The organism is Alkalihalobacterium elongatum, assembly GCF_019024285.1.
GTDB classification, from domain to species: Bacteria; Bacillota; Bacilli; order Bacillales; family Bacillaceae_F; genus Alkalihalobacterium; species Alkalihalobacterium elongatum.
Map to the genome: position 1 here is coordinate 68,723 of NZ_WMKZ01000009.1, position 24,979 is coordinate 93,701.

General features: G+C 34.4%; 27 protein-coding genes and 1 riboswitch. Of the genes, 17 read left to right on the forward strand and 10 right to left on the reverse strand.

Annotated elements, in window-relative coordinates; all coding sequences use genetic code 11:
- Positions 1-276: 276 nt before the first annotated feature.
- Entirely contained in the window at positions 277-432 is a 156-nt protein-coding gene (locus tag GKP30_RS11695; protein ID WP_216829628.1) for an aspartyl-phosphate phosphatase Spo0E family protein, read from the reverse strand.
- Positions 433-785: 353 nt separating this feature from the next.
- On the opposite strand from GKP30_RS11695, the gene GKP30_RS11700 reads away from it, so the two are divergent.
- Both GKP30_RS11700 and GKP30_RS11705 read left to right on the forward strand, forming a co-directional pair.
- The gene (locus GKP30_RS11700; protein ID WP_216829629.1) at positions 786-1,367 is read left to right on the forward strand and encodes an RNA polymerase sigma factor; all 582 of its coding nucleotides are present in this window, start codon (positions 786-788) and stop codon (positions 1,365-1,367) included.
- Positions 1,342-2,136 carry a DUF4367 domain-containing protein gene (locus GKP30_RS11705; RefSeq protein ID WP_216829630.1) on the forward strand — a complete coding sequence of 265 codons (795 nt, stop codon included), beginning with the start codon at positions 1,342-1,344 and terminating at the stop codon, positions 2,134-2,136. Before GKP30_RS11700 ends, GKP30_RS11705 begins: the two co-directional genes overlap by 26 nt.
- 67 nt (positions 2,137-2,203) lie before the next feature.
- On the opposite strand, the gene GKP30_RS11710 is transcribed toward GKP30_RS11705, so the two are convergent.
- Positions 2,204-2,701, reverse strand: a complete 498-nt coding sequence (locus GKP30_RS11710) for a hypothetical protein (protein WP_216829631.1) — start codon at positions 2,699-2,701, stop codon at positions 2,204-2,206.
- A gap of 177 nt (positions 2,702-2,878) precedes the next feature.
- Between GKP30_RS11710 and GKP30_RS11715 the strand changes: the two genes are divergently transcribed.
- The 3 genes from GKP30_RS11715 (at position 2,879) to GKP30_RS11725 (ending at position 4,902) form a co-directional block, all read left to right on the forward strand.
- Positions 2,879-3,136, forward strand: a complete 258-nt coding sequence (locus tag GKP30_RS11715; RefSeq protein ID WP_216829632.1) for a hypothetical protein — start codon at positions 2,879-2,881, stop codon at positions 3,134-3,136.
- Between the two features lie 109 nt (positions 3,137-3,245).
- Positions 3,246-3,503, forward strand: a complete 258-nt coding sequence (locus tag GKP30_RS11720; protein WP_216829633.1) for a hypothetical protein — start codon at positions 3,246-3,248, stop codon at positions 3,501-3,503.
- 226 nt (positions 3,504-3,729) lie between these two features.
- A complete protein-coding gene (locus GKP30_RS11725; protein ID WP_216829634.1) occupies positions 3,730-4,902 on the forward strand; it encodes a cyclic nucleotide-binding domain-containing protein in 1,173 nt (390 codons plus the stop codon).
- A 104-nt stretch (positions 4,903-5,006) separates the two neighbouring features.
- Here the strand turns inward: GKP30_RS11725 and GKP30_RS11730 are convergent, their stop codons facing one another.
- The 5 genes from GKP30_RS11730 to GKP30_RS11750 all read right to left on the reverse strand — a co-directional run bounded on the left by GKP30_RS11730 (position 5,007) and on the right by GKP30_RS11750 (position 9,848).
- Positions 5,007-6,092 (reverse strand): GerAB/ArcD/ProY family transporter, encoded by a 1,086-nt coding sequence (locus tag GKP30_RS11730; protein ID WP_216829635.1) that lies wholly within the window; start codon positions 6,090-6,092, stop codon positions 5,007-5,009.
- 15 nt (positions 6,093-6,107) lie between these two features.
- Positions 6,108-7,280 (reverse strand): Ger(x)C family spore germination protein, encoded by a 1,173-nt coding sequence (locus GKP30_RS11735; protein WP_216829636.1) that lies wholly within the window; start codon positions 7,278-7,280, stop codon positions 6,108-6,110.
- On the reverse strand, positions 7,277-8,830 hold the full coding sequence (locus GKP30_RS11740; RefSeq protein ID WP_216829637.1) for a spore germination protein: 1,554 nt from the start codon (positions 8,828-8,830) through the stop codon (positions 7,277-7,279). Before GKP30_RS11740 ends, GKP30_RS11735 begins: the two co-directional genes overlap by 4 nt.
- A 216-nt stretch (positions 8,831-9,046) precedes the next feature.
- Entirely contained in the window at positions 9,047-9,382 is a 336-nt protein-coding gene (locus GKP30_RS11745) for a hypothetical protein (protein WP_216829638.1), read from the reverse strand.
- A gap of 154 nt (positions 9,383-9,536) precedes the next feature.
- Positions 9,537-9,848 (reverse strand): hypothetical protein, encoded by a 312-nt coding sequence (locus GKP30_RS11750; protein WP_216829639.1) that lies wholly within the window; start codon positions 9,846-9,848, stop codon positions 9,537-9,539.
- A 520-nt stretch (positions 9,849-10,368) separates the two neighbouring features.
- Here GKP30_RS11750 and GKP30_RS11755 point away from each other — a divergent pair.
- The 9 genes from GKP30_RS11755 to GKP30_RS11795 all read left to right on the forward strand — a co-directional run bounded on the left by GKP30_RS11755 (position 10,369) and on the right by GKP30_RS11795 (position 19,500).
- Positions 10,369-13,140 (forward strand): dynamin family protein, encoded by a 2,772-nt coding sequence (locus tag GKP30_RS11755; RefSeq protein WP_216829640.1) that lies wholly within the window; start codon positions 10,369-10,371, stop codon positions 13,138-13,140.
- A gap of 226 nt (positions 13,141-13,366) precedes the next feature.
- On the forward strand, positions 13,367-14,116 hold the full coding sequence (gene map, locus GKP30_RS11760; RefSeq protein WP_216829641.1) for a type I methionyl aminopeptidase: 750 nt from the start codon (positions 13,367-13,369) through the stop codon (positions 14,114-14,116).
- A gap of 72 nt (positions 14,117-14,188) precedes the next feature.
- A riboswitch (cobalamin riboswitch) is annotated at positions 14,189-14,398 on the forward strand.
- 289 nt (positions 14,399-14,687) lie between these two features.
- Positions 14,688-15,080 carry a (2Fe-2S) ferredoxin domain-containing protein gene (locus tag GKP30_RS11765; protein ID WP_216829642.1) on the forward strand — a complete coding sequence of 131 codons (393 nt, stop codon included), beginning with the start codon at positions 14,688-14,690 and terminating at the stop codon, positions 15,078-15,080.
- 105 nt (positions 15,081-15,185) lie between these two features.
- Positions 15,186-16,304, forward strand: a complete 1,119-nt coding sequence (locus GKP30_RS11770; protein WP_236035049.1) for a polysaccharide deacetylase family protein — start codon at positions 15,186-15,188, stop codon at positions 16,302-16,304.
- 137 nt (positions 16,305-16,441) lie between these two features.
- A complete protein-coding gene (gene speD, locus GKP30_RS11775) occupies positions 16,442-17,272 on the forward strand; it encodes an adenosylmethionine decarboxylase (RefSeq protein ID WP_216829643.1) in 831 nt (276 codons plus the stop codon).
- A gap of 248 nt (positions 17,273-17,520) precedes the next feature.
- Entirely contained in the window at positions 17,521-17,766 is a 246-nt protein-coding gene (locus tag GKP30_RS11780; RefSeq protein ID WP_216829644.1) for a hypothetical protein, read from the forward strand.
- A gap of 155 nt (positions 17,767-17,921) precedes the next feature.
- On the forward strand, positions 17,922-18,836 hold the full coding sequence (locus tag GKP30_RS11785) for a CBASS cGAMP-activated phospholipase (RefSeq protein WP_216829645.1): 915 nt from the start codon (positions 17,922-17,924) through the stop codon (positions 18,834-18,836).
- Positions 18,837-18,959: 123 nt separating this feature from the next.
- A complete protein-coding gene (locus tag GKP30_RS11790) occupies positions 18,960-19,229 on the forward strand; it encodes an alpha/beta-type small acid-soluble spore protein (protein WP_216829646.1) in 270 nt (89 codons plus the stop codon).
- 88 nt (positions 19,230-19,317) lie between these two features.
- Positions 19,318-19,500, forward strand: a complete 183-nt coding sequence (locus tag GKP30_RS11795) for a hypothetical protein (RefSeq protein WP_216829647.1) — start codon at positions 19,318-19,320, stop codon at positions 19,498-19,500.
- A gap of 80 nt (positions 19,501-19,580) precedes the next feature.
- Here GKP30_RS11795 and GKP30_RS11800 read toward each other — a convergent pair whose 3' ends face one another.
- Positions 19,581-20,180 (reverse strand): TetR/AcrR family transcriptional regulator, encoded by a 600-nt coding sequence (locus GKP30_RS11800; RefSeq protein WP_216829648.1) that lies wholly within the window; start codon positions 20,178-20,180, stop codon positions 19,581-19,583.
- 135 nt (positions 20,181-20,315) lie between these two features.
- On the opposite strand from GKP30_RS11800, the gene GKP30_RS11805 reads away from it, so the two are divergent.
- Positions 20,316-21,305 (forward strand): NADPH:quinone oxidoreductase family protein, encoded by a 990-nt coding sequence (locus tag GKP30_RS11805; protein WP_216829649.1) that lies wholly within the window; start codon positions 20,316-20,318, stop codon positions 21,303-21,305.
- A 151-nt stretch (positions 21,306-21,456) separates the two neighbouring features.
- Here the strand turns inward: GKP30_RS11805 and GKP30_RS11810 are convergent, their stop codons facing one another.
- Positions 21,457-22,317, reverse strand: coding sequence for a hypothetical protein (locus GKP30_RS11810; protein WP_216829650.1), 861 nt, complete (start codon positions 22,315-22,317; stop codon positions 21,457-21,459).
- A 138-nt stretch (positions 22,318-22,455) separates the two neighbouring features.
- Here GKP30_RS11810 and GKP30_RS11815 point away from each other — a divergent pair, with 138 nt between their 5' ends.
- Positions 22,456-23,373: a DMT family transporter gene (locus tag GKP30_RS11815; RefSeq protein ID WP_328703148.1), complete on the forward strand. Its 918-nt coding sequence runs from the start codon at positions 22,456-22,458 to the stop codon at positions 23,371-23,373.
- A 114-nt stretch (positions 23,374-23,487) separates the two neighbouring features.
- On the opposite strand, the gene GKP30_RS11820 is transcribed toward GKP30_RS11815, so the two are convergent.
- The gene (locus GKP30_RS11820; protein WP_216829651.1) at positions 23,488-23,658 is read right to left on the reverse strand and encodes a hypothetical protein; all 171 of its coding nucleotides are present in this window, start codon (positions 23,656-23,658) and stop codon (positions 23,488-23,490) included.
- Between the two features lie 252 nt (positions 23,659-23,910).
- On the opposite strand from GKP30_RS11820, the gene GKP30_RS11825 reads away from it, so the two are divergent.
- Entirely contained in the window at positions 23,911-24,975 is a 1,065-nt protein-coding gene (locus GKP30_RS11825) for an SDR family oxidoreductase (protein WP_216829652.1), read from the forward strand.
- Positions 24,976-24,979 lie beyond the last annotated feature (4 nt).

A 24,979-nucleotide genomic window follows, 5' to 3' on the forward strand; every position in this document is an offset into this window, starting at 1 on the left:
TCTAATCTCCTTAAATTACTATGTATGTATAATTTTATTACGTTATTTTACTAAAGTAATCAGGAAGTGTAAATAATATTTTGAAAAATTTAATTAGTTGCTATTAAAATTTAATTCAGTATTTTTGTATTAGGCTGTTTTATATTATCCATCAGAATGTTTAAAAGTGGTGATATGGAAGGGGAAATTAAGAAATTTGAAGATTTTAAAGGTCAAATAATAGAAAAGCAACTCACTTTTTATTAAGGAAGTGAGTTGCATATTTAAATAATATATTTAATGATAGCTTTTTGTTTTTTCAAGTGTGTTTAATAGTTGGTCAAGCTCTTGACTACTTTTTATGGTCTTTTCAGAAGATAGTCCATACTTAACCCCATAATTTACTAGTTCAGTTCTTTTTAGTTCGATTGTTTGCATTAAACTTGTAGGCATTTCTACGTTTCCCCCCTCAAGGATCTTTATTTTTTTCTCTCTAAAAATATTTAATATTTAGTTCGCTAAAGAGTTACTTAAATCCTATGAAAATTTAAAAATTTTTATTAAAAGTTTATATATCAAATGGACTATATAAAGTGACTATATAGCTAGGAATTTAGGTTATTATCATACATTTAATTTAAGGAGTTTTGTTTGGTTTAATTTTCCTAAAATGATAAATACAATTCTTTACAGGGTTTATGCAAGAAAACTGTAATAATCGTAACAAAAAAAGCATTATTTGGTACAATTAAATTAGTCTATGGAAGTGAAATAAAGAGTTACTATTTTTAGTTAGGAGAAACCCTATGAGGAAGTTTATTATGTCTTTTTTTAACAAAAAGGCGAATCAAACATTGGATTTATCAACACAGAAAGTGATTTATAATCAATATTATCCTTGTATATATCGTACAGCTTATCGTTATTGCGCTGATGAAAATATTGCTAAGGATATCGTTCAAGAAACGTTTATTCGTGCTTTTAAGTATATATCTACATATGAAGAAAAAGAAAATGGTAGTTTTGAAGCTTGGTTAGTAACGATTGCTAGAAATGAAGCATTAAAATACATAAAAAGCGTCAGCAAGCGTAACGAGACACTTATAGAAGAGGTTGAAATAAATGAAAGGCAACTAACTTCCTTAGAAATAGAAATAATAAATCGGTTAACGCTAGAAGAATTACAAGAAATCATCCAAGAGCTCCCAGAGATTTCAAAGATAATATTCTTACTTCGCTATGTAAATGATTTATCCTATAAAGAGATTTCAGAACGTCTTGATCTAAAAGAAAATGCAGTAAGACAAAGAGCTTTTCGAATTAGGAGCTTTATTCAAAAGGAAATACAGAAGGAGAGGGATCATGATGAACAGTCCGAAATGGGATAACTATCTCAAAAATGTAGCTAAAAAAACATTTAATGAAGCCAACATTCCTCTACCTGATAAACGAGAGACTTGGGATAGTATCCAGATGGAGCTTGAAAAAGAGCAACAGATTGAGAATAGAAAAAATACTGTAAAAAAATACAGTGGGTTACTTCCTGCTGCTAGTATTCTATTTTTTGTCTTTCTATTAAGTCCAACAGGTTCTTCTGCGTTTTCAAGCATGGTTAGTATTGTTAACCAATGGAAAGACAATGTTGTGAAGTTGGTGGTTCATACTGACTCTGGCAATGAAGGCGCTGCCCTTACGCCACCTCCTGGTGAAGAGTCTTCATTTATTGCAACCGAAGAAGAAATCCTATTAGAAACACAAATTAAAGAAGTTACGCTAGATGAAGCAAAGTCTATGTTAACTTTTACTGCTGTGTTTCCACCCGATAAGATACTTTTTGATACGTATAAAATTGAAAGAGTAAGGGTTTGGACAAATTCTGAAAAAACTTCTGCTGATAAGTTGGAATTAGCTTACTCAAACGGGGAGATGTGGTTTTCTATTTTGCAGGAAAAAATCCCAGAGCACTTTATTAGGAGTATTGAATATAATCTTGATCATGCTGAAATGAAAGAAGTTATGATCGGACGCCACCCAGGCAACTTGATTGTTTCAAATAACATAGTGAACTTAGAATATGTTTTAGGGGATAATTACATTACAATTTTTGGGGGAGTTTCTGAAGAGGAAGTTTTAGAACTAGCGAATAGATTGAAGTAGTAGATATGTATATTTTCTGTGATAAGCCCCAGTGTTGGTGTATATATCCACTACTGGGGCATTATTCTTATAATGGAATCAATATATGACTACTGTATCTCGTTACCTGTTCAGTCGTTCTCCCTAGTCTTACATAATGATTAGTTCGTGCACGATAATAATAACCTTTCGTCACAATATAACTTTGTGATGCTGAAGTGAAATACCAATTATAATCAATAAAAGGCCCTTTCGATCCAATGGTAATCCATTTTGATCCATCCCATCGCTGAATTTCTAGAGTAAGTCTTAATTCATCTACAGTTCTATTTGCATACGTATTCCCAGAAACTCTAACTGTATTATTGCTCCTTGATATACTACTATATGCGTTACTAATGAGAGTAGATGAAGAATAATAAAATAGCTGATCCTCACCTTCAACCAGATCGTATCCAATAGTGGGCGGGGGTGTTAAAGCACCAGGCTCTAACTCGTTTTCACTACCGAATGTACTAGTGCTAGTAGAAAATAATGTTAGTAGTACTATACAGAACAAAACACAAAGTTTACGAATAACCAACATAGTATTCCTCCTTAAAGTCAATTCATATCTATTAATCAAGAAAACAATAGGTTTGTTACGGAAGTACGATCAACTTTTAGTTCAGAAATATAAAAAGATTCAATTTATTATGTAACAAATTTATGAATGTAGAGATTAGATTATATAGAAGAATGTGATGGATAAGGAGATAGACTTATGAAGCTTATCATAGGTAATAACCTAAGTGACGTAACAGTAGAGGTAGATACTATTATAAAGGGAGTAGTTAAAGGAGATATTAGAGTGTTAAGTGGTGCTAAACTTTTTCTTTATGCTGAACTCGAAGGAGATGTCTATCTTAATAAACATTCTACAATAAACATATATAACTCAGTAGAAGGTACTATTTATAATGATGGCGGAAATGTTGAAGTACAAAAACGATTTCTGAACAGAATTAATATATTATCGTAGCTAGAAGTTAATTTCTTTACATTGCCAGAAACAAAACAATACATACAATACGGAAAGGTTGGAATACTTAATACTATGAAAAACTCCAAAAGGAGGGAAAATTGTATTTATGGAAAGGGAAGACTTAACGTATGTAGAAAAGCTTCAGAACTTACATATTTTAATGGAAACAAGACAAATGCTGCAAAATAAGCTTAAAGAAATACAGAATTCGGATAGTATGAATGAAGTAATTATGGATGATTTGAGGAAAATTGAACAAGAAATCAAAGAATATACGAGCAATTCTTCATTAGAACAGGTAGACCTCTCGATGACACATTCCTTATTTAATCCAGCAGTAATTGAAGAGTTGGATGAACAATAAAACCTGCGCGTACACAAACTTATATAGATCTTAAAAATAGATTGTTGCAGTTACAGATCTTGCAATAATCTATTTTTTTATAGAGGGGTATTTTAGTCGAATGAATAGTTTCTAATATCCGTCTGTTTTACTAGATATTGCTGCCTCACAGCCACTATATATGGATTACTGCATCCAGTATAATATTAGGTATAAATACCTCTAAAGAAACTAGGAGCAGAATATCATGAGTAGTTCAACGATTAATGTTTTTAATGAAATTAAAAACAATCCGTTAGGAGCAGATTTTACAGATGATGAGGTTAGCATCATCACTAAGTTTTCAAACGTCTATATGACAGAAAAAGATGAATATATTATTCAAGAGGGCGATATTGAACAATCGTTATTTTTAATTAAAACTGGTAGTGTCGGTCTCTACAAAGAAAAGAAGGGAGAACGTTTATTAACGGTTTTAAAGGATGGAGATTTAATTGGTGGTTTCGCACAGCTTGATGGAGAGCGCTCAACAACAGCTGTAAAAACGAGACAACCTTCGTTATTAATTAAAATTAACGTTAAAAACCTATTTAATAATCCTAATTATAAAAGTTTACAAGTAAAGTTATTAAGTAAGATGGTAAGACAGCTTTCAATTGATGTAGAGCATAAAAATGAAATAATTATTGAAAAAGAAGCGAAACAATTAAATGCATTAAAATCATACAAAGCATTAGGGCTGCTTGCTACGAACCTATTAATTGTTTTATCAATTTATACACTTATGCTTATGTCGCTTACACACTTTGTTGATTATCACGGGGTGTCTACTTTTGTTGATGTTACGTTGTTAATTGGGTTTGCGCTTGTAATGTATGCGATCTTAAGGAAAAGTGGATATCCGTTAAAGTCATTCGGTTTAACGTTAGACAAATGGAAGATTCATGTAAAGGACGCTATTCTTCTTACGCTACCTGTTTTATTCTTTTTCCTTGTCTTAAAATGGAGCATTATTACATTCATACCAACGTTTTCACATATTGAACTATTTAATCCAACTGCTGCGTTTGCTGAAATAGGCTTTAGTTTCTCTATCTTTCTCATAACCATTATCGTATACATTTTATTTTCGGTCGTTCAAGAATTTATTGCGAGAGCTGGCCTGCAATCGGCCTTTTATCGATTTTTACCAGGATCAAAAGGAAATCATCTAAAATCAGTTATTCTATCAAATTTACTTTTTGCAATGGCTCATTCTCATATTGGGACGTTATTTGCACTCTCGGCTTTTATTCCAGGTTTATTTTGGGGTTGGATGTTTGCGCGGCAAAAGTCATTTGTCGGTGTTTGCGTCTCACATATGTTAATAGGAATATGGGTTATCTTTATATTAGGGTTCACAGAATTCATTATTAATTAAATGGGGCAAAACTTCGTGTAGGCCAGAGGAACAACGGTTCAACTAATTTTCAGTGGGGATGAGTAAAATCCCCACTGAAAAAAGTTTCACTTTATCAACCTTGGCTAGTTCATTGACTCTGTTTCTGTATAGGTCGAACTGCTCTTAAACTTCGCTCTTACTAAATAGATGAAAGGAAGTAAAACGATCACACTTGTTAATGTGTAATACACAAGCATCATATCTAACATGATTTTATCTTTGTAAAAGTAAAGTGAAAGTAAATAAACGATTAGTACAGAACCAAGTATAGATAGTTTTGGTGCTTTTTCTATTAGAGCAGGCGACAGACATTTTAATAAAGCAACGACGTAGTAGCCTGTTCTAATAAAACAACCGAAGGTCATGAGCGATAAACCATAAACATCAAAACGGTCAATAAACCCTAATGACACCATCCGGACGGAACTTAAAGCAGGGTGTGTTAGAGCTTGAGACTGTTCTAGTCCAAAGACAGAGATGGTCCCAGCCCCTGTACTAACGATGAGCAGGACGTTTATGAGAACGGAAATGAGAAGAATATTTAACATCACTTTTGATTCGCTTTTTCGAAAATTAAACACAGCTAAACTAAAAATTTCCGCCCACATAGCTGTAATAATAAACACACCCCAAAAAACAGGCGTAAAACCATACTCTAAAATAGGAAGAAGGTGCTGCCAAGTTCGTTGGTCACTTAACATTAGGGAAATCGTGTGTCCGCTTATCATAATGATGATCGTTAAAACACCAGCACACCAGGCAATAATCTTTATGCCTTTCATCACACTGTAAAAAATTAGAGCACTAAACAATATACCGAAAAACCAAGAGGGAGTCTCTTCAAAAAAACCAATATGCAACATTTCCGATAAACCACTAACTGTTAAGCTTGCAAGAAATAGAAAGTAGACAAACCAAATGAACAGAAGAACAGGACCAAGGACATTTCCAAACAATTTCATTGTTCTTTCAAAAAAGGAAAGCTTCGGTTCAATGTTCATTAACTTCCATGTTAAATATGCAAATAAAAAGCCTATTGGTGCTGACAGAATTGCAGCAACCCATACATCCCTTCCAGAAATATCCCATAGCATGGGGAGGAGTAGGACATGGGCCATAATCGGTAAACTCATAAATAGGAAAAAAAATACTGCTCGTCGTTGAAGCATGGGTCATGATCACCTTCAATTCTTAATCCAAGGAAGCTGAAATCGCTTGGGTGGACCTTGATTTGGTTCTCTGTTGGTGTTCTCTATCAAATTAAAGTTTTCAATATTCGTCTCCACTGTAATGTTTACTTTTGCTGTTTTAAAAGCGGTATCCCAATCGTCTTGTACTTGTTTCCAATATGTTGGTTGTTGGCGGCGCACTTCTGTGCCAAATCCGAGTATGTCTGTTACAGGCTCTTCTCTCATTTTGGCTAGTAGTTTTTCCATTCTGGCTAAGAGCTCCTTTGAATACGCTTGTTTAATTCTTTCAAACATTTGCGCGTCTAATTCAGCACTCGAATGCCATTCATTTATATTTGCGTCTGTGTTAACAGAAACATCGATAATCAATTCATTATTTTGCAGCCTAGGTTTAATTGAAGTTTCAGCTCGTAACCGCTCCAAAGCAAACCAGTCCTCACTACCAGGAACTTGCATTGTAAAAGTATCATTGCCAGCTTCATTACGATAATAACGAAGAGCATCGGCTAATATATCATCGATATCCTTTACATAAACCCCCTCTTTTAAAATAGCTGTCCCATCAAAATCAATATGCGGTTCATTTTGAGCTTCGTCGGAATGTTTCTTTAGTCGAATAACATAAGCACAACGACCTGGTTCATAACTCATTTCCATAAATTCTTTTAGAGTAGTTGTTATGACTCTTTGATGACTATCTTCAGCTGCTTCTATTCCATTGGCTAAACTTATCCCTGAAAGAGGGTCTACTGGAGATGGTAACGCAAGTAAAGTCGCTGGTTGATCAGCGATAAATAAATAACTGGTCAGCCGAAACATTTGATCACGATAAATAATATCGAGGGCAGGAAATATTCCTTCTTTGGCAATGTCGGTACTGACTACAAAAGTCTGGGCATGGGATAAAAAAATTCTTCTATGAACCCCTTTAATAGCCGCACGTAAGGATTGATGAGCTGATAAACCTTCAGAAGCAATCATAATATGGGCATCAGTTGCTCCTTGTTCCAATTTTACAGGTTGAAGAAATTGAAGCTTTGGTGTAAATTGATTTCCCTCTCTTTCGATGGCGACTGCAGCAACGAATGCAGATTCACCAAGTTCTTTTGAACTCCAACAACCTGTAAGTAGACTACAAAGTATTAAGCTTATGAGAGCTTTTTTCATAGTTGCTCATCCTCAGGTTCAAATCGATATTTTTTAGGATCTTTTTGTATCGGTATAGTCTTTGCCCGTGTATCTTTATAAAAATTAGGATGTAGACGAACAAATACATCACGCCAATCATTAAATACAGCTGGTGAGATCGGAGAAAGGTAAGGAATTCCAGCTGATTTAATACTACTTAAATGAACGAGTAGAACGAGGTTTGATAATATTAATCCATACAAGCCAATAACTGAAGCGGGTACGATAAATAAAAATCGTAAAATGGCTGAACTATCGCTCAATGGAGTTACAACAAATGAGGTAATTCCTGTAATCCCGATAATTATTATCGTTGGTGTTCCGACTACTCCCGCTTGAACCGCTGCATCGCCTAAAATTAAGGCACCGACAATTGACATAGCTTGACCGATTGCTTGTGGCATACGAACTCCAGCTTCACGTAAAATTTCAAAGACGATAAGCATCATTACGAGTTCCATGACTAGAGGAAAGGGAACGCCTTCTCTTGCTGCGGCAATACTAGCAAGTAGTTCTGTTGGTATCATTTCTTTATGAAAGTTTTGCGTCGCCACATATAAAGCTGGAAAATTGATTGAAATTCCAAAGGATAGAAAACGAACAATTCTTACTAACGAGCTATAGTATTGCCTCGAATAATAATCTTCAGCAGTTTGAAAAGCCTCAACAAATAAATAAGGGATGGTTAACGCAATCGGTGTTCCATCTACCAGAATTCCAATACGGCCTTCTAAAATTTTTGCTGCTAGTTTATCAGGCTTTTCTGTATTACCAATAGTAGGGAAGATAGAATTAGGATCATCTTCAATGAATTCTTCAATATAGCCGGATTCAAGAATCGTGTCATGCTCTATTTTGTTAATTCGCTTTTTTATTTCTTCCAATAAACGAGGAGAAGCCAGATCGTGCATGTACACTAGGCAAACTTTTGTATTTGTAGCTGCTCCAATAGTGATCACTTCAAATCGAAGGTTAGGGTTGACAATTTTTCGACGTATAAGAGTTAAACTCGCACCTAACGATTCATTAAATCCTTCACGAGGTCCACGAACTGTCGCTTCTGTTTCAGGTTCGTCAATTGAGCGCATTTCCCACGCTGAAATTGCTAACTTAATTGCCTCTGTTTGGCCTTCTAATAGAAAAATGCTATTCCCTGAAAGGAGCTCTTTAATTAAGATATTTAAGTCTTTTAACCTGCTAATTGGTAATATTTGTAATGCTGTCTGTTCGAGTTGGTCGAGAGTTTCGATGTTTTCGTCACTTTGTAGTAAAGGAGTTAAAAAAAACTCATTAAGTAAGTTTTCGTCTACAATTCCGTCAATAAATAAAATCGCACCTTTAAGCCTGGATTGTGGTATAACCACTTCCCGGATGACTAAGTCAGGAGCATTCCCTAAAGCAGATTTAATATATTCTACGTTTTTATAAAGGTTTTTCTCAATTGACTTTTTTTCTAAAGTAACATCAGAGGATTTTGGCTCAACGTTTTGTGACCTCCTGACTTTCTTCAAAAAGGAAAACAGACTCATGTTGATTTCCACCTTTATCATTCAGTCTACTTTAATACAAAAAGTAGGTTACCTCACTTGTCGTAAGTTTATCCATTTTATAGCAAATTTCTTTTATTATAAAAATATTTATAAAACCAAAAAAATGGCTGACATAATAGTCACCCACTTTTTTTATATTATTGGACATTTACCAAACGTATAGGACTTTGATTTTCTGATCACCAACCTATATGCTTAACCATTAATTGAATCTCTAATCGTATTTATACTGTCTTTAATAGTTGCTGTAAGTTGTTGTATTCCTTCATTAATAGAATTTAATACATTATTTTGTTCATTAATTGTTTCTGTTTGTTCTTGGATCACTTGATTTGTATTTCCAATTTCATCAATTAGCGAAGAGAAACCGAAAAACAAAACACCGATTCCGAGTAAGGCAACTAGCAGCCAGAGCCAACCTTGATTGTACCAAGGTTTACTATTCTTTTCTTGATTAGGTGATGAATGGTGCTCGTTTGGCAAATGATAATTTTCTTGATTTTGGCTCTGTCTTTTTGATTGACGACCCATATTTGTCCCTCCGTTTCAAGACCAATTTTTTTTGGCCGAAGTATCCTACGATCCTCGTCGTTAATAGATACGAGTGGGGGGCGTTAGAAAAAGTAGATAGTCAATCAGTAGGAAAGCTTCCTACTGATTGGTTATAGGTTATTGCATTTAGAAATTAAGCTTCATCTTCCATTGCGTCGTCTTCTTCACTTTCAAACTCAAATGAATCCTCTTCTTCTTCACCCATATCTAAATCGGATTCTAGGTTATCTGATTCGTCTTCTATACCACCAAAGTCTTCTGTACCTTCATCCATGCCTTCATCCAATGCAGGCTCTTCATCAAAACCGCCCATGTCACCTTCTGTTTCAGTTCCAAAGTCTGGTTCTTCATTCATTGTCGGATCATCTAAATCTTGATCTCCACAAGCTGCTAAAACTCCTACCGCAAGAATAGTTGATGCTGCTGTTAAAAATAGCTTTTTCATTTTGAAAAAACCTCCTCATGGAATTTGAATTTCTGTTTACAATTGCCATCTTACGCAGGATGAATAGCTTTGTATAGTGAATCCATGACTTTAACATTTCTCTTTTAGACTTTTACAACTTTTGCGATGTTACTAGATTATTTTTTTAGAAGTGTTTGTTATTTTGCGAGAATAATTGAGAATGAACTTATTAGAATAAAATGCGCATTTTCCCGAGGTGATTAAGCAGTTATTTCATAGGTGTGTAATAAAGCCCTTTCTCTCGGTATTTTTTACTCATGCGTATTATGGGTTTCAATGATATTCTTGGTATAACAGATAGAACTTTGCACTTAGAGTAAAGTGGCTCTATATTTTGCGTTTTTTTTACAAACGTTGTCGTTAAATTGAAACATGACTGAAACCTTTGTAATAAAAACCTTTGCTACTATTAAGGAAAGAATGGTAAAAGTTTGAATGATGTTGACCGAAGAGATTTGCAAATTCATTCTCTTAAAAAAACATACTTGGGGGAAAAGACATGACATTAGAAAAACAACTGATCCAAAAAAAATATTATGAAAGTTTAATTATAGATCACGCCAATGATAACCCAGTACAATTTCTAGGACATTTATATATAGATGAACAAAGAAAAGAAGAGTCAGACCTTTCTTATATACGCTTCTCACAAGGAGAAGTATATTTTTATTACAAAGATTTTGAAGCAGCTATTTTTAAATGGGAGAAGATACATAATGACTTGGGGCAATGGGCGAGAAAAAATATGGCTGATGCATATTATGAGCTAGGTGCCCTTTCTAAAGCCATTGATTTATATAAATCAGTGGAAAGTGAAAGCTTTACCTTAAATTCAGAAGTTGCCTTAAAATTATTCACAATCTATAACGAACATGGCCAACTTGATTTTGCAGCAGATGTCATTAAAGGAGCAGTATCAGTAAATCCAGACTATCCAAATGTGACAGAAGTTGCACGTACTTTTTTCGAAAAGTATCGTGACTGGAGCAGTGCAATCGAACTTGCTGTTAATGAAGCAATCAGGACAAAGCGGTTAGAGTGGTTTAATACATTGAAAAATTACGTTGAAGAAGGGTTAACAAAACAAATCACCCCTCAATATTTTTCAACCCTTTTAGAGGTGTTATATTCTGTAGACCAAAATAGTTTTGAAGAGTTTGTCGTGTCACTATGGAATAGTTATGAAGGCGATGAACTTTATTTTTCATGGATAAGCGAAATTGATCGTTTATTCTTAAATCTTGAGATTAATTCTTCCGACAGCTGGCAAAGTGTATCTGTTAAATATCAAGACACATATTTTGAATTAATAAATGGGCAGTACTTTATAAAAGAAATATCTGACATTGTTCCAAATTTGCTTACCAATTGGTTGGATTTGTCCGATAACTCACATTCAATATTTGCTGCAACAAGTGTATTGGCATGGGATGAAATTTTTGAAGGGATGATAGATCAGACAATTGTAGATAAAGCAGAACATATATTGAAGCAATATTCACATAGAGACACAGTTCAAATTGAACGGAGTTTACAACTTTTTGATGAGACTATGAAGTGGGCAAGAACAAAGGATTTAGATGTTGACCAACGTTTGAAGTGGTCCGTAGAGAAGGTTTTAGATTTAGAATCAAACCATTTATTAATTGCTGGTATGACGGGAAATGGGAAGACGTCTTTTATTAATTCAGTATTAGGTGGAACAGTCGCATCGGCGGCGCCAGCAACTGTTGTACTATATGATAATGATGAAGATATTCAAATTAATGAAATAAAAGATGATACCATTCAGTCGATTTCGAGTCTTGTAGACTATACTGAAATGAAACAAGAGGAAAGCAATCCACAACAAACATCTATTGTCCACTTTAAAATGCCAAACAAATTTTTACTTGATAATAAATTAACATTAATAGATATGCCTGATTTTGATCGCAGCACTTATGAGGCAATTAAAAATAATAAAAAAGAAGGGTTTAAGTTTTTGAATCTAGCAGATGGTTTGTTGTTCATTCTACCAGCAACGACCCTTTTTACAGATAGAGAACGTGATATTTTACTGAAGATCCAAGATCATGTTCCGAACTTGCCAATTCATTTCTTATTAAAGACAGATGCGATATATCATGAGCAGGAAGTAACAAAAATGGTCGAAGAAATACGCACACGAATTAATGAGCATTTTCCTAAAGCAAAAATCTTCCCGTATTCAAAGCATAATAAAAGTAGTAAACAGGTGAGTGATTTATCTCAGTTTATTCAAGGTGCTCTTAATAAAAAAATGCGACCAGAAGTACGTAACCAAAAAATATTATTCTTTATTAGAGAAACTTTAACGTATTTATTAAGAAGACGGGTTGAAATAGAAAATGAAATGACCGAGGCTATTCTTTGGAAAGAAGATATTGTTTCTAAGTTAAATGCTGCCGTTCATCAGTTAAGTGATTTGGAAAAAGAAAAAATGCGAATGATTCAAAGCTCTTATCGTACGATAAAAGAAGATATTAAATTTGATCTTAAAATGACGATTCCAAAATTACTCCGAGATTGTTCAGCACTCATTAAGGAAGATAGTGACTTTAAAAAAATTCATATCGAACTTAATCATGAGATGAATGATAGGATTCATAATTATATTGAGCATACGATTCTTCCGAGATTCTCTAAAGCGATTCAAGGGTGGATTGAAATGTCAACGGAGGAATTCTATCAGAGCCAAGACTACTTAGAGGAAATGAGCGAAGGCTTTAACCTTATGTATGGTGAACAGCGCTTAAAGCTCAATTGTGACTTTAAAGTGCTCGATGATTGGAGTCGCGATGCTAACCGTTTATCTAATGGTGTTCAACTAGAAACAATGAATATTTTAAATCGCTCCACACCATCCCAATTAGTATTAAAAAGTGCAGGAAAACTATTTGGAACACTTAGACCTAATAAAACGATGTTGTGTAATATGTATAAAAAGCTTATTGAAAACGATGATTATGAAAAGTTAGCAAATACGGTTACAAACCAGTTTATTTTACAATTTGAGTTGTTTGAAAAAGGATTAGAGCGAGATATTACGATGTTCTTTAGTGAGCCATTCAGTGTTTTACATGAAGTTATCGAGGAAGAACATCAGGATATTCAAAATAAAAAGAATACTTTAGAACGTTTAAAGGCGAATCCAGAAGAGTATCTAGATCCTATTACTCTCTTCAAAGTAAGATTACTACAATATGAATGGATGCAAAAAGAAATAAACATGAGTCCATCGTTCACATAAGTACACGATAATGAAATTATGTAAACTTAATACTGAAATTATAGTCACCAGAGTTTGTCACATGGCAACTCTGGTTTTTCGTTCTATGATGGATGCTTTATCGATAATTTTTGTTTTAATTTGGTACTAATCTGGGGAAACTTATAGCTATTGCCGAAGTATACATAATATAGTTAGAGTTTTACTTTCTTATTTGATCTATTAGTAAAGTAAAGGGATGATCTTATTGATTACGTTAAAATCGGAAAGAGAAATTAATCAAATGCTCGAGGCTGGGAGGCTATTAGCTAACTGTCATAAAGAAATCGCTAAGCTGATAAAACCAGGGATAAATACCTTTGAGATTGATCAATTCGTTGAGGAATATCTAAAGACAAATGGTGCTACACCAGAACAAAAAGGATATAAAGGCTATCAATTTGCAACATGTGCATCAATTAATGATGAAATCTGTCATGGATTTCCTAGAAAAAACCCTTTAAAAGAGGGGGATATTGTAACGATCGATATGGTTGTTAATTTAAATGGTGGCTTGGCTGATTCGGCTTGGACATACGCTGTAGGTAATGTTTCGGAACGCACTAAAAAACTAATGAATGTTACAAAGACATCGCTGTACAAAGGAATTGAGCAAGCGATAGCTGGGAATAGGCTTGGTGATATTGGTTATGCGATACAAACTTACGCTGAGTCAGAGGGCTTTTCAGTCGTTAGAGATTTTACAGGGCATGGAATTGGTCCGACGATACATGAAGCACCACAAATCCCTCACTTTGGTTCTCCTGGAAAAGGGCCACGATTAAAAGAGGGGATGGTCATCACAATTGAGCCTATGATAAATGAAGGGGCATGGTTTAGCCAAATGGATGAAAATGGATGGACGGCCAGAACCGTAGATGGAAAATTGTCAGCGCAATATGAACACACTTTGGCTATTACTAAAACAGGGCCTTTAATTTTAACACCTCAAGAATAAACCATGGTATTGACAATTCCGAGAAATATAACTACTATTAACTCAAGTCTTCCTTTTAATAGACTTATATAAACTTCATATTTGAAAATAGGTGCTATATAAAGGCTAGTTGCTTTTATAAGCTTAATAGGGAAGTTCGGTTAAATGCCGACACGGACCCGCCACTGTGTTGGGTATCAGTATAGTTACTGAATACTCTCAGAAATATCCACTGGAAAACAACTGGGAAGGATTGAGAGTAATACCCTAAGTCAGGAGACCTACCTATTTTAACGCTGCTGTTTGACCTACGGGGTTGTTAGGGAAGTGGTTAGAATGCGGACAATATCTTTTTGCTTTTTGCTATATATTTATAAAATATAGACAGAGAGAATATTGTTTGACTAGTAGATTCATAATTAATCACAAGCATTTCTGACCCTTTTTAGAGTCAGGGATGCTTTTTTATTTGGGTCTTTTTTAACACTGCCTCTAAATAAAGAGCCTAGATGGAAAACTTGCAGCAACCTTTCCCTGATATCCTTAAAAGCAAACGAAGAAAATATCTAAAAATAATTGGAGGTAATATGAAATGGCGACTTGGGATTTATCAGAAACGAAACATCATTTATTAATTTGTAACGGTAGTAGTTGTAATAAAGCTGGTGCAGAAGATTTAACACAAGCAGTTAGAAGTGAGATATCTGAACGTGGACTCGACGATACGATTCATACAACTAGAACTAAGTGTAATGGGCGTTGCCAAGATAAGTGCGTATTAATTGCCTACCCAGAAGGTGTTTGGTATAAGGACTTAGCTGCACATCATGCACCGTACCTCATTGATTCGCTAGTGAACAATGTAAGGATGACGGATAAAATCAGTCATTACTTTGACGGTAATGGATTTAAAAGGCAAGGAGATATACCCGTAGGAGAGTTTAAAGATCGTGAACGAGTAAAAAAGGTCTCAAAAGTAATGTAAAGCAGAGTCATTTATATCTCATTTTGTCATTGTTAAATAAATTAACGTTATTTTGGAAAATATAACATCGTCTAATTCTGAATTCAACTAGCTAGGAGAGAGAAAATGAAACGACAGACGATGTTATATTGTAACGAAGGAAACAAAAAGAGTTTCCAAAAAGTTTTTATGTTTCTAATAATAGTAAACTTATTTAGTACAATATTTTCGACACATATATATGGGCAAGAGTCTAGATTACCAGAAGCTCCTATTTTTATTGATAACTTACCTGTAAAAACCAAGTACATAATGAGAGATGGACAATTAATGGTTCCGTCATTATTTCTAAAACATACAGGTGTAAGGGTGGATTGGAACGAAGACTATCGCTCAGTCGTCTTCAGCTATGGTGACACGCGCTTTGCTTTGCCAGTTGGACAAAATTACTCTGATGATTTTGTAAGAGCAACGGGTCAATGGCAGCGCCAACCACTGACAACGCGAACAATTGAATTCGCAGGTGATATATTCGTACCATTATTAGATGTCACGCGTAAGTTTGGGATGAGAGCAACCTATAATCCGCAATTAGGAAGAACCTTTATTACAACCAATATTCGGTCTGCACCCAATTTCGTTTATCGCGGAAACCCACAAAAGAAATTAGTAGCCTTAACGTTTGATGATGGACCAGATGCATTTTACACGCCGAAAATCTTGGATATTCTTAAAAGTAAACAAGTACCTGCCACCTTTTTTGTGATGGGTAAGCAAGTTGAGGCGTACCCAAACGTGATGAGACGAATCGTCAATGAAGGTCATGGAATTGCCAATCATACGTGGAGTCACCCTGCCCTGCCTCGGCAACTGACTGAAAGAGTTATCGAAGAGGTTAGGAGGACTCAAAACATAATGGAGCAAACTGTTGGGAGAAAGCCTGATTTATTCCGACCACCATTTGGGGCGATTACAAAATCAGATGCACTAGTTTTACATGAAATGGGGTTTAGGACAATTATGTGGTCTGTTGATACCCTTGATTGGAGTGGTCTATCAGGAGAAGAAATTCTAAATATTGTTCAGCGAGACATTACCCCTGGTGGAATTGTTTTGCAGCACAACTTCCAGACGAATGCCCGTCTACTCGATGGAACAGTTGAAGCATTACCATTGATTATTGATGATTTAAGAGCAAAAGGCTATCGATTTGTAACGGTTCAAACTTTACTAGCAAACGATTAGAAGTTTGTTTTGTTTTATTTAGTAAAGAATGGGTAAGCTAAAAAAAACTAGTGTTACAAAACTGTTGTATCGGGGTAAAGTTTGTAGAACCATTGTGTCCATTAAAAGTTTTAAAAACGTTAAGGGGGAACTGATTAATGACACTGACTCCAGAAGAACGTATTCAATTACATGGATTTAACAATCTTACAAAGTCATTAAGTTTCAATATGTATGATATTTGCTTTACAAAAACCAGAGAAGAACGTGAAGCGTATATTGATTATATTGATGAGCAATATAACGCGGATCGTTTAACAAAAATATTGAAAAATGTGGCGGATATCATTGGGGCTCATGTATTAAATGTTGCAAAACAAGATTATGTGCCTCAAGGTGCAAGTGTAACAATATTGGTCTCTGAAGGACCAGTTGTCGAGGTTCCAACTGAATCAGCATTTGACGAATCACCTGGTCCGCTCCCAGAGGCAGTTGTGATGGGATTAGATAAGAGTCATATTACAGTTCACACCTATCCAGAATTTCACCCTACTGAAGGCATCAGTACATTTCGAGCGGATATAGATGTTCAAACATGTGGAGAAATCTCACCACTTAAAGCACTCAACTATTTAATACATTCACTTGAGACTGACATTATGACGATGGACTATCGTGTTCGTGGATTTACGAGGGATATTGATGGAAATAAGTTATTTATTGATCATGATATAAATTCGATCCAGAATTACATACCCGATGACGTGAAACGTATGTATGATATGATTGATGTAAATGTTTATCAGGAAAACCTTTTCCATACAAAGTGCAGGCTTAAAGAGTTTGACATTAATAATTACTTATTTGGTTACACAAAAGATAAATTAGATCAAAGAGATGTAGAAGAAATTACTAAAAAACTGCAGTTAGAAATGGATGAAATTTTTTACGGTAAAAACATTCAATTAGGTACACAAATAAAAGAATAACCTGGAATAAAAAAAAGAAGCTGGCTCATCAGCTTCTTTTTTTAAAATTAGTTGTATAGGTCTTTGAAGTAAGTTTTTCAAGTGATTGTTATAATGAAGCCTAAAATAAGTTTTTTATCAAATAATATTGGTGAATGTCAGTTGGATTGAATATATATATGGTAAGTATTTTTGGGAAAACTTGTGTATAAAAAAAGAAAATTCTGGAATGCTAACGGGGAGAACATAAAAAAAGGAGATTTCCCTTGATGAAAATTGAATTAGGAACTGAATATGAGATAACGGAAAAAAGACAAGGTCATTTTAACTCTGCTAAAACACTAACAATTATCCGTCAAAATCGAAATATTGTACAATTTATACTAGAAAATGGAAAAGGTCATGGTTCTATGCCTGTAGATCATTTATTATATCTTATAAAAAAGAAGGATATTACACCAATTCAGAGTAAGAGAAGTTTATTAAGTAAAGATAGTGAAGAGAAAACTGGTTAAAATAACATTAGTGTCTGTAGTACCTTAATTAATTAAAGGTACCAGGCACTTTTTTCATAAATGCGATTAGACGGAGTTGTGGGCTTCTATTTTCTTTTGTTTTGTATGTAATTAGGTGATAATAAGGGAAAACCCAAAGAGTTTAGGTGAATATAATGAAGATGTTATGTATTGATGGAGGAGGCATTCGTGGAGTTTTCGCCCTTGCCATTTTACAAGAAATAGAAGAAAGGTACGAGTGCCCCATCGGTGAGCTTTTTGATGTTGTTGCTGGCACAAGTACAGGTGCAATTATTGCTGCATCCATTACTTTAAAGAAGAAGATGAGTGATGTATTAGAAGATTACGAAAAGTACGGGAAAAAAATTTTTGTAAGGCAAACGAAGGTTGGGCTTTTCAAAAGTGTGTATAGTGATCAATATTTAAGACAATTTTTACAACAAGCTTTTGGAGATGTATCACTAGCAGATATTAAGGAGCCACTTCTTATTCCAGCTGTTGACCTTACTCACGGTCGACCATTTGTTCACCGTTCTAATTATGGATCTCTTGAAAATAGTGATTTATCTGTTCAATTATGGGATGCTGTGCTCTCATCTTGTTCAGCACCCGTTTATTTTCCACCAAACAAGGTTAAAAACAAGTATTTATCAATTGATGGAGGTTTGTGGGCTAATAATCCTTCATTAGTTTGTGTTACAGAGGCTATGGACTTTTTTAATAAAACATTAAAAGATATAAAGATAGTATCACTTGGGACGGGTCAACAAAATATTGACTTTACGGTTGATGATAAGATGGATTGGGGTGTTAAAGAGTGGCTTTCGTTTCAGTTTCCTTCAATGAAAGTAACACCTAAATTATTAGATTTAGCTCTACATCTATCTTCTGAATCCGTTTCCTATCACTGTCAACACTTATTAGGAAATAATTATTTACGTTTAAATGCGGAGCTTGGAAAAGAAATGTCTTTCGATGAATTAGAATATATTGATGAACTGAAGGAAATAGGCAATAAAGTGATAAAAGAAAAGGAAAATGATGTTCTCGCCTTTTTAGATAAGAATTAGTCTTAAGTGAGAATTTCCGGTTAATATCAGGGCTCTAGGAAAACATTACATTATTTTATCATGAGAAAAATGGCTGGCATGAGGGATACTATTTATGTATTTAAGAGATAAAGGAGCTCCCACATGGCGAAAAGGAAACGACTATTAGTCCCAGAAGCAGTTGATGCAGTAAACCATTTAAAAGTCCAAGTTATGGCGAAAGAAGGGTACCAAGTAAACCAAGCTTCACCTGAGAATGTAAAATATGAAGTGGCAAAGGATATAAACGTTCCATTAAAAAAAGGAAACAATGGGTCACTCACATCATACGAAGCAGGTAAGGTTGGCGGTAAAATTGGCGGTAGTATGGTTAGAGAAATGATAAAAATGGCACAACAAAACCTAAATAAATAAACTAAAAAAGTAAAAATTAAAACATGAATGGTGCCAGGCACCTTTTAGGTGCCTGGCACCAATATCTATATAGGAGGAGGGGTGAAGGATGCCACATCGAAAGCATAGAGGTCGCCCTTTAGACCTTGTTTTGAGTGATGATGTAGTGGACCACGAGTTTGCAGAGGAACTTGCAGATGGTGGGGAAAGAAACATTGCTGTTGAAAAACAAAAAAATCGAAATCTGAATAATACAAAGAAGAAAGCAAACGGCGGATCAAAAGATATATAATTTCTGAGTAAAAAATGGGTTGTCAAAAAATTCATTTTGACAACCTTTTATGTACAAGGCTAATCGTGTTATAAATGTTTTTATGCCTCATGGTATTTTAAAAACGTAATAATTGTTTCAAAGCAGTTAGTTTTATAAAAATCGTGTAGGTCATCGCGGTTACACATTAACCATTGAATTAAGGTTCCATCAATAATCGCGCGAATTATTTTTGATGCTTGATAAATCTCAATTTCTTGAGAAAATACACCTTCTTCTTGACCAAGAGAAACGATTTCTCTTCCTAATCCCCAACAATTTTCATAAAATTGAAGGTTGATTTGTTGGTATTGCTCATTTCGGCTAGCTTGTGCAATAAAGTCGAGGTAAACCTTATAAAACTTTCGATTTTTTTCTGGACTAATAAATACAGATTGAATATAAGCTTCTAATTTCTTAATTGCTGTAGATTGATCGTTAATAGCCTGGCATTCATTTTTGTAAATTTGTTCGGTCACCCATTCCAATAGGGAGGAAAAAACGTCCTCTTTATTTTGAAAATAATAATTGGTTACCCCTTTACTTACTCCTGCGTAGTCTGCAATATCCTGTAATGTGACAGCTTCAAACCCTTTATCAGCAACAGCATGAAAAGCTGCCTTTAATATTTGCTCTCTTCGTTCCACTGCTCTTTTTTTCATCGAATTTACCCACCTTATCGATATATCTCCTTTCTAGTATACTATAAAACTTATTTATAAGAATATTTTGACCAGTCAGAATAATTTTTGCTATAATTAATTAAATTCAAAGTTAATAAATGGGAGGGGAAAGAAATGAGTAAAACTTTTAAAGCATTAGTTGTAAACAAAAAAGAAGAAGAATTTTCTTTAGACTTTAAAGATGTGTCAATAAATGATCTTCCTAAAGGTAATGTATTAATTAAAGTCCATTATTCGAGCGTAAACTATAAAGACGGACTTGCAAGTATTCCGAAAGGAAAAATTGTCCAATCATATCCGTTTATACCTGGCATCGACCTAGCGGGAACGGTTGTTTCATCAGAAGATCCTCGTTTTATAGAAGGAACCGAGGTCATAGCAACGAGTTATGAAATAGGTGTTTCACATTTTGGAGGGTATGCTGAATTTGCTCGTATTCCTGGTGAGTGGGTCGTTCCTTTACCAGAAGGACTTACATTGGAAGAAGCGATGATTTACGGGACAGCAGGATTTACCGCCGCTTTATCCGTTCATAGATTAGAAGAGAATGGATTAACGCCTGATAAAGGTAAAGTGCTTGTTACTGGTGCGACAGGAGGGGTCGGCAGTATCGCTGTAGCCATCTTAAATCAACGTGGGTACGAGGTAGTTGCAAGTACGGGAAAGAAAGAAGAGTACGACTATTTACATACACTAGGAGCCAAAGAGGTTATTTCGCGACAGGATGTAGTGCCAGAGAAAATTCGCCCTCTTGATAAGCAAATTTGGGCGGGAGCTGTAGACCCTGTAGGGGGCAATACATTATCTGCCATTCTTAGTCGGATGCAATACGGTGGGTCTGTGGCGGTTAGTGGACTAACAGGAGGTATGGAAGTACCAACTACAGTCTTTCCATTTATCCTTCGCGGAGTAAATTTATTAGGAATTGATTCCGTATATTGTCCACTCGAACTTAGAAAAGTACTTTGGGAACGAATGGCCAATGAGTATAAGCCAGAAAATTTAAAAATGATTGCTGTTGAGAGTAATTTTGAGGAACTTCCCAAACATTTAACTTCGATATTAAAAGGGCATATACGTGGAAGAGTGGTCGTAAAAATATAAAGTTATGAAATAAGAGCTTTGTAGAGGTAAAGTGTGAATATTAATTTACAATAAAAAAGCCTAATAACAAGTAGGGTGAAAAGGGGGTTCATTAAGGTAAGTGAACCCTTTTCGTCTATTATGGTTCATTATTTTTGAATACAAACTTTCACTAGTAAGTGAAAAAAATCTTGTTCTTTAGCTTAATTCTGATATGTTTATGTTGATTTTTTACTGGAAAAGGAATGATTTGAATGGTTTGGTTAAATGAAGTCCTACGAAAATATCTTTTGTATTGGTTGACATACTCGGCTAATAAACTCTCAAGATAATAATCAATATAAATATCCGACTCGATTATTTTTATTAAAAGCGTTTCTTTATCAATTTTTGATATTCTACCGAGCTCATTTTTAAACCGACTTAAAAACCGACTAAAGCACATCAATTTTTCATAGGTTAGCCGTTTCGGGTGATTTTCATGAAGTACGGCTAGATAAAATAATTTTTGCTTTAATTCAGAATCAATTTCAAGTTTTTCAATGTTATTTAGCATAAGTAAACGGTTTAAATTAGAAGTACTACGAAATTCACAAGGTATGTTAGGATGTAATAAATACTCCATTACCTCTTGGATAGTGTGCCCTGTTTCTTTTGCTAATGTTTCAACAGTAATGTGTTTTCGAAGTTGAACAAATAGTGCGTGTTTGTCTAACGGATCAAGCTTAGAATAAAGAAGTAAATATCGAAACATGATTAAGAGACGTTCTTTTCCACTAATCTTTGTCTTTATTACGACACAAGGAAGCATAACGTCCTTTTCTTTTTCATTATATGTTTCTTTAAAAGCATAATAATCCTGGTAGCTACTGATGAGTAAATACATACCATTTGGTTGTTGCTCAACAAAGAAAGGAAAGTACAATACGGATGTAAAATTCATGTTTTGTTTAAGGCTGTTAATTACACTTTTACACCTTTTGAATTTAAATGCAGGAGTAATCTTGGCAAGTGGAATGTTCCTAAGTTCCATACACTTCACCCCTTAAAATAGAAGATATGAAACGTAATTTTTGTCTTATTCCTCTTGCTTAAAGACTATCAAAACATTAAATAAAAAGTAGTGTGAAGTAACAACTAGTATAAGTTAGGAAAAGGTTGTGCGATTATCGTGAAAAAATATCAAGTGTGGCTGATGTTAGTCTTGGCAACGTTATTTTGGGCTGGGAATTTTGTGTTTGGAAGTTATGTCGTGAACGAGATGGATCCCATTTGGATGACGTTCTCGAGGTGGGTTTTAGCATTACTTTTATTGTTTCCTATTGCCTACTTTGTAGAGAAGCCAAAATGGATGCTTGTTAAAAAAGATTGGCCACTTCTTATCCTAAATGGGATTTTTGGGATCATTGGTTATAATTTAATATTATATTCTGCATTAGAATACACTTCTTCAACGAATGCTTCATTAGTTGCAGCAATGAATCCAGCAGTTATCGTTGTAGTATCGGTTATTTTGTTAAAAGAGCGATTATCTAAGCTCCAACTTCTTGGATTTATTGTTTCTTTAGCAGGTGTTGTTGTAATTTTAACCCAGGGACAAATAAGCCGGATATTATCTTTTGATTTTAATAAAGGCGATCTTCTGATGGTTGGAGCTATCATCGTGTGGACCCTATATTCAATCATCGGTAAACGTTTAACGTTACCACCAATTTCTGCAACGGCAGTTTCGACTTTATTTGCAATGGTACTACTAGCACCGTTTGCATTTTCACAAGGCTTTCCTTTAACAGAGCTAAGTCCATTAGCACTATCAGGAATTGTTTATTTTGTCCTTTTTCCTTCGGTAGGGTCGTTCATATTTTGGAATATTGCTGTTCGAGAAATCGGTGCAAGTCAATCTGGAATATTCTTAAACCTCATTCCAGTTTTCACTGCAATTATCAGCATACTAGTAGGAGAGATGATTACGATCATACAAGTAGTAGGTGGCTTATTCGTTTTTATAGGGGTTTATTTAACGACAGGATTGTTAGATCAAAAATTAGCATCGCATCGGGATAAAGCTATCTTAAGGAAGTCGGGCTAAAAGGGAATAAAGGGGTCATGGTAGATAAATCCATGCCCTTTTATTTATGAAGTACTCCTTGTTATCCATTTTTGTTTTTTAAATTGAAGAACGAAGAACATAAAAAGGATTAGGTTAAAGCTTAGGCCTTTTTATTTTGTTTACTGTTTGGTTCTTCGATGTTTGTTCTAGCTTTTGATAGATGTTATTAATTAATTTTTTTTCATCTTTTGATAAAAATACTTTTCTTTTTTGTTTAACCAGTAATTGAGCCAAGTATTGTTTTTCTCTTCCAGTTAGCCACATGTTCATCACCCTTTTTAAATTTATGGCTTTGTTGAATCAATTGTTAATAATGCTTATAGGAATAATACATAATACGTAAATAACTGGCTGTGTTGTGATACTTTAATGTTAGTTTCTAATATAAGTACGTTTTTTAAAGTGGTTAAGTTGCGCTCTTCACAAAATTGAAAGATTTGCATACGAAAGTAATACTAAATGTTTGGTATACTTGAATGTGAGTTTTAACCTGTCAGCTCGGAAAGGGGCAACGAGATGAATATTTTCTTAACTGGAGGTACTGGTTTTTTAGGTACCCAATTGATTTTACAACTATTAGAGTCAAAACATAAAGTATTTGTATTGGCACGATCTAAGAAGAAGAGTCAAACATTAATAGATAAAATTCCTACAAACTTACGATCAGAGCTTGAAATTATTGAAGGAGATCTATCTAATTCTGTGTTATCAATTTCAAACGAAGATCAGATCTATCTTACTAACAAAATTGATGTATTTTACCACATAGCTGCCTTATTATCTTTTGATATTAATAAGAAAGACGAGCTTAATGAAATTAACTATATCGGAACTCGGAATACGTTGCAGTTTGCGAAAAACATCGGTGTAAATGCTTACTATTATGTAAGCACAGCTTATACTCTTGGAAAAAAAGAACAGGCAATGGAAACCCTTCATGACCTAAATGGAGAGTTTAATAATGCTTATGAAGAAACGAAGTGTAAAGCGGAACATTTGGTAATGAATTATAGTAGTGATATGAAAGTATCTATTTTTAGACCAGCTATTATTGTTGGTGACTCTAAAACAGGTCAAACCGATTCGGTGTTTGGGTTATACGGCTTCTTAAAGGGACTCGAAATCTTTAAAAAACGAATTTCAAGGGCAGGGTATGAACAAGAGAGAATGTTTAATATCGTTGGTAATCCATTAGGTACACAAAATTTTGTGCCTATCGATTATGTATGTTGTGTGTTGTTAGCTGGTTTAGTGAATGCACAAAATCGAATGATCTACCATATTACGAACCCAAATCCTCCTGTTAATAACCCAGGTTTAACTGTAATTCGCGACCTACTTGATTTACCGCTGATCCAATTCACGAATAAAAAAGATATTCATTTAACAAAAGAAGAAGCCGTTTTAAATAACTTTATTTCAAGTTTTTCAGTGTATTTTAATCGAGATATTCATTTTGATATTTCTAACACTCTTCAATTGCTTAGGGAAACAAATAATGACGTATTGAACATGGATGAGTACATGTTTAAGACGATTATTCTTGGAGCTAAGAAAGAAAAAGAATCAGTGTTAACTTAATAAG

Bases quoted from the DNA above. Each gene is read 5' to 3' on its own strand.
- GKP30_RS11695 (WP_216829628.1), bottom strand. From the start codon at position 432: ATGCCTACAAGTTTAATGCAAACAATCGAACTAAAAAGAACTGAACTA.
- GKP30_RS11700 (WP_216829629.1), top strand. From the start codon at position 786: ATGAGGAAGTTTATTATGTCTTTTTTTAACAAAAAGGCGAATCAAACA.
- GKP30_RS11705 (WP_216829630.1), top strand. From the start codon at position 1,342: ATGATGAACAGTCCGAAATGGGATAACTATCTCAAAAATGTAGCTAAA.
- GKP30_RS11710 (WP_216829631.1), bottom strand. From the start codon at position 2,701: ATGTTGGTTATTCGTAAACTTTGTGTTTTGTTCTGTATAGTACTACTA.
- GKP30_RS11715 (WP_216829632.1), top strand. From the start codon at position 2,879: ATGAAGCTTATCATAGGTAATAACCTAAGTGACGTAACAGTAGAGGTA.
- GKP30_RS11720 (WP_216829633.1), top strand. From the start codon at position 3,246: ATGGAAAGGGAAGACTTAACGTATGTAGAAAAGCTTCAGAACTTACAT.
- GKP30_RS11725 (WP_216829634.1), top strand. From the start codon at position 3,730: ATGAGTAGTTCAACGATTAATGTTTTTAATGAAATTAAAAACAATCCG.
- GKP30_RS11730 (WP_216829635.1), bottom strand. From the start codon at position 6,092: ATGCTTCAACGACGAGCAGTATTTTTTTTCCTATTTATGAGTTTACCG.
- GKP30_RS11735 (WP_216829636.1), bottom strand. From the start codon at position 7,280: ATGAAAAAAGCTCTCATAAGCTTAATACTTTGTAGTCTACTTACAGGT.
- GKP30_RS11740 (WP_216829637.1), bottom strand. From the start codon at position 8,830: ATGAGTCTGTTTTCCTTTTTGAAGAAAGTCAGGAGGTCACAAAACGTT.
- GKP30_RS11745 (WP_216829638.1), bottom strand. From the start codon at position 9,382: ATGGGTCGTCAATCAAAAAGACAGAGCCAAAATCAAGAAAATTATCAT.
- GKP30_RS11750 (WP_216829639.1), bottom strand. From the start codon at position 9,848: ATGAAAAAGCTATTTTTAACAGCAGCATCAACTATTCTTGCGGTAGGA.
- GKP30_RS11755 (WP_216829640.1), top strand. From the start codon at position 10,369: ATGACATTAGAAAAACAACTGATCCAAAAAAAATATTATGAAAGTTTA.
- GKP30_RS11765 (WP_216829642.1), top strand. From the start codon at position 14,688: ATGGCGACTTGGGATTTATCAGAAACGAAACATCATTTATTAATTTGT.
- GKP30_RS11770 (WP_236035049.1), top strand. From the start codon at position 15,186: ATGAAACGACAGACGATGTTATATTGTAACGAAGGAAACAAAAAGAGT.
- speD (WP_216829643.1), top strand. From the start codon at position 16,442: ATGACACTGACTCCAGAAGAACGTATTCAATTACATGGATTTAACAAT.
- GKP30_RS11780 (WP_216829644.1), top strand. From the start codon at position 17,521: ATGAAAATTGAATTAGGAACTGAATATGAGATAACGGAAAAAAGACAA.
- GKP30_RS11785 (WP_216829645.1), top strand. From the start codon at position 17,922: ATGAAGATGTTATGTATTGATGGAGGAGGCATTCGTGGAGTTTTCGCC.
- GKP30_RS11790 (WP_216829646.1), top strand. From the start codon at position 18,960: ATGGCGAAAAGGAAACGACTATTAGTCCCAGAAGCAGTTGATGCAGTA.
- GKP30_RS11795 (WP_216829647.1), top strand. From the start codon at position 19,318: ATGCCACATCGAAAGCATAGAGGTCGCCCTTTAGACCTTGTTTTGAGT.
- GKP30_RS11800 (WP_216829648.1), bottom strand. From the start codon at position 20,180: ATGAAAAAAAGAGCAGTGGAACGAAGAGAGCAAATATTAAAGGCAGCT.
- GKP30_RS11805 (WP_216829649.1), top strand. From the start codon at position 20,316: ATGAGTAAAACTTTTAAAGCATTAGTTGTAAACAAAAAAGAAGAAGAA.
- GKP30_RS11810 (WP_216829650.1), bottom strand. From the start codon at position 22,317: ATGGAACTTAGGAACATTCCACTTGCCAAGATTACTCCTGCATTTAAA.
- GKP30_RS11820 (WP_216829651.1), bottom strand. From the start codon at position 23,658: ATGTGGCTAACTGGAAGAGAAAAACAATACTTGGCTCAATTACTGGTT.
- GKP30_RS11825 (WP_216829652.1), top strand. From the start codon at position 23,911: ATGAATATTTTCTTAACTGGAGGTACTGGTTTTTTAGGTACCCAATTG.